Origin of the sequence: Bradyrhizobium sp., assembly GCF_049586575.1 — a bacterium.
Lineage (GTDB): Bacteria > Pseudomonadota > Alphaproteobacteria > Rhizobiales > Xanthobacteraceae > Bradyrhizobium.
Window position 1 is genome coordinate 1 of sequence record NZ_JBAVCF010000444.1, and the last position, 3,719, is coordinate 3,719.

At 62.1% G+C, this 3,719-nt stretch carries 2 protein-coding genes and 1 pseudogene; 1 reads left to right on the forward strand and 2 read right to left on the reverse strand.

The features are described 5' to 3' along the window. Window positions 1–1,666 (reverse strand): alpha/beta hydrolase domain-containing protein (locus WB528_RS17405; RefSeq protein WP_423889646.1); only part of this gene is annotated, 1,666 nt, incomplete at its 3' end. Window positions 1,667–1,789: 123 nt separating this feature from the next. Then, window positions 1,790–1,963 (reverse strand): annotated as a pseudogene (locus WB528_RS17410) (glutathione S-transferase N-terminal domain-containing protein); the annotation flags it as partial. An 83-nt stretch (window positions 1,964–2,046) separates the two neighbouring features. On the opposite strand from WB528_RS17410, the gene WB528_RS17415 reads away from it, so the two are divergent. Then, window positions 2,047–3,719 (forward strand): acetyl-CoA hydrolase/transferase C-terminal domain-containing protein (locus WB528_RS17415; RefSeq protein ID WP_423889647.1); only part of this gene is annotated, 1,673 nt, incomplete at its 3' end.

Genomic DNA, 3,719 nt, shown 5'->3' on the forward strand with positions numbered 1-3,719 from the left:
AGTGAACGCCGGCAATGTCGCGACCATCGGCGTCGGTCTTCGGAACGAATACCGGATAGGCAACGCCCTTCGACGGCGGCATGTCTTCGGATTTGAGCGCGGTCGGCTGGGCTATCCGGCTCGGATAGGCAAAGCCAGGGATGTTGGGAAAGCCGACCGCGCTGGCCGAGGGCGGCACCAGCGTCGCATCCGTGCGGCTCGGATAACGGCTGTTCGGCGGCAACGTGCCTTTGGCTACCCACTCATTCATGGCGACCAGCAACGCACGTACCACCGGCCCCGCATTCAAAGGATTGGTCGGGTTGGCGCAAACCTTCGCCATCTGGGATTTGTCCCGCGCGAGGGCGTAATGTTGCAGGTTGGACAGCAGGAACAGCCGGATATTATCAGGCATTGCTATGGCATTGCCGTGCGTATCCGTTACGACAAGCGAAGCGCGCTGCTGGTAAAATTCCAGTTCGCTGTCGGTCTTGATGATCTTCGGGCAGTTGCCGGCGGCAAGACAGCGCGCCAGAAAGCCGTCGCTTTTTCCGGAAACGCTGTCGGTCGTCACGGGATAGGTGAATGGAAAGTCCGCGCCCGGATACAGCATGTCCGCGTGCTCGTAAGGTGAGCGGCCGGGCTGGCTGAAGCGATAATTGGTGAAGGTCTTCTTGCCGCCGGAGATATGCGGCATCAGGCCCTCGAAGACGGTGCGGCCGGCTTCATCCGCATTGAAGCCGAGATAGAGATAGTCGTGCAGGTAACGGCCGCTTTGCGACAGGCCGAACCCGATCGCGCGGTCGATCCGGCCGGCGAGGGGATTGCCGGCGCCCGCAGCGTCCGCCGTCTCGTGACGAAGGAACGAGACGACGTCGCGCGTTGCCGCAAAGCCCAGGCCCATCACCTTTGGGTCCTTGGCGATATAGATGAATTCGTAGATCGCGCCGGCGTCAAAACCTTCCGGCCGTTTGATCGAAATTTTTGTTGGACTCTCGAACGTGACGCCAAGGTCCGCCGGCGTAGCGCGCGGATCGGCCTCGCGCTCACGAACGCTGATTTTGGCGTTCGCGGGATCGAGGTCGGCAGCCGGGTAGCTCAGCGTACCGGTCGCCGGATTGGTGGTGTGGTCGAAAACGAAATCTTCACGTGCGAGGCCGGTCACGCCGGGTACGACCGGAGGCGAAAAGGTCATGCGGCCGCCGCCCGGAACGATGTCGCCCTGCCAGCCGCTCCACACCACGGTGTAACCGTGGTTCATCAGGAAGCCGTTGCCGGCATCGGTCGCCTTGACGAGATCGTTGGTTACCGTGGGGATATCGTTGAACAGCGCCAGCCCCAGTTTGCTGCCGCGATTGAGCACCTCGTAGAACAGGGTGCGGTTGCCGTTCGCGGCGACCGTCGGCCGCAGGATTTCCACGTCGGTGGTGGCTTCGACCTGACCTTGCGCATTGCGCGGGGCACGGTCGAGATCGACAATGATCCTGTTGTGGGGATCGTCAGGCGCCACGGCGATCGTTGCGCGAGCCAGAATCCGGTCGTAGGTGCCGACCGCGCCGAAGCTTCGCCCCTCGAATGCGGGAGATTCCACCTTCAGAATTTCGAACTTGACGATTTTGGCGGCGCAGGGGCTGGCGAAAGCAAACGTTGCCGCGATCAGCACGATCGCATGCCGCAACTGGCTCATGACGCTCTTCTCCCATTGCCTACGCGCCCGGCGTTGTCCGCCGCGGCTTTGATCGCCACACTACAGAGATAAGTCCCGGGCGGGAAGGGGCCTAAACCGGCCGGATATCAGCTCTTCCCGGCCGTCGGTCACCAGCGACGGGACACGCCCCTTCGGGTTGATGGCGAGATATTCCGGCGAGCGCTGTTCGTTGGTTGCGAAGCTGATCCTGACGGTCGAATATTCGGCGCCGCTCTCTTCAAGCGCGATATGGGAAGCCAGTGCGCAGGTGCCCGTTGCGTAGTACAGCTTCATCATCGTGACTCTCTCCCTGGAATATGACTATTCAATTGTATCCATTGCCGGTCCAAAGCCGGCTGCCGACAGGACCAGTGTAACAAATGCCTAAACTGTTTTCCGACCCCGAGGCGATTGCAGAGGACATCGTCCGTGACGTCGGCACCGATCTCGTGGTCGGCCTGCCGCTCGGTCTCGGCAAGGCCAACCACATCGTCAACGCACTTTACGCGCGCGCGGTTGCCGACCGCTCCATCCGTCTCACCTTCTTGTCGGCGCTGACGCTGGAAAAGCCGCGCCCGTCCAATTTGCTGGAGCGGCGCTTCATCTCGCCCGTCATCGAACGGCTGTTCGGAGCGTATCCGGATCTTGCCTATGCGGATCCGCTGCGTGCCAATCAATTGCCGCCCAATGTTCAGGTGATCGAGTTCTTTTTCCTGGCGGGAAGGTGGTTGCATGTTCCGTCTGCGCAGCAGAATTACATCTCCGCGAATTATACCCACGCGTCGTCGTACCTGCTCGCGCGTGGGCTCAACGTCGTCACGCAACTGGTGGCCAAGCGCGTGATCGACGGCGTCCCCCGCTACAGCCTGAGCTGTAATACCGACATCACGCTCGATCTCCTGCGGGCACGCGCCGAGGGCCGCACGTCTTTCAGGCTGATCGGGCAGGTGAATTCCGAATTGCCTTTCATGCCGGGCGCGGGCGATCTGCCGGGCGACGAATTCGGCGCGATCCTGGAAAGCCCGGAAACCGAGTTTCCGCTGTTCGCGCCGCCGTCTGAACCCATCACCGACACCAAATACGCGATTGGTCTTCATGTGGCGGGCCTCGTTCGTGACGGCGGCACGTTGCAGATCGGCATCGGCCAGGTCAGCGATGCGCTGGCGCAAGGCCTGATCCTGCGCCATCGCGACCCTGCGCAATTCGAGACGACCGTGCGGCGGCTCGCGCCTGCCAGTCCGCCGGTCGAAACCGCGCCTTTCGAAAAAGGCCTCTACGGCGTCAGCGAAATGCTGTTTGAGGCCTTCATCGGCTTGATCGACGCCGGCGTTCTCAAGCGCGAGGTGGACGGCGTGCTGCTTCATGGCGCGTTTTTCCTCGGCCCGAAATCGTTCTACCGTGCCTTGCGCGACATGACGCCGGAGCAACTCGCGCGCATTCAGATGATGCCGGTCTCGTTCACCAACGAGCTCTACGGCGACGAGGAGCAAAAGCGCCGCGCCCGCGTCGATGCTCGCTTCGTCAATAATGCGATGATGGCGACCTTGCTGGGGGCGGCTGTTTCCGATGGTCTCGAGAACGGGCAGGTCGTGAGCGGTGTCGGCGGCCAATACAACTTCGTGGCGCAGGCTTTCGCGCTGTCGGGGGCACGCTCGATTCTGACCCTCGATGCGACCCGGCGGTCAGGCAGCCGGCTGCGATCCAATATCCTCTGGAGCTATGGCCACGAGACCGTTCCGCGGCATTTGCGCGATATCGTCGGCACCGAATATGGCGTCGCCGATCTCAGGGGAAAATCGGACGCCGATGTGATCGCGGCGATGTTGCAGGTCGCGGACTCCCGATTCCAGGATGAATTGACCCGTCGGGCGAAAGACGCCGGCAAATTGCCTGCGAATTTTACAATTCCATCCGCCTGGCGGCAAAACACTCCGGACCGGATTGCAGACGCGCTGCGGCCGGCCCGGCAGGCGGGTTTGCTTCCCTGGTTTCCGTTCGGCAGCGATTTCACCGACGTGGAGCAGCGCCTGATCCCGGCCTTGCAATTCCTGCA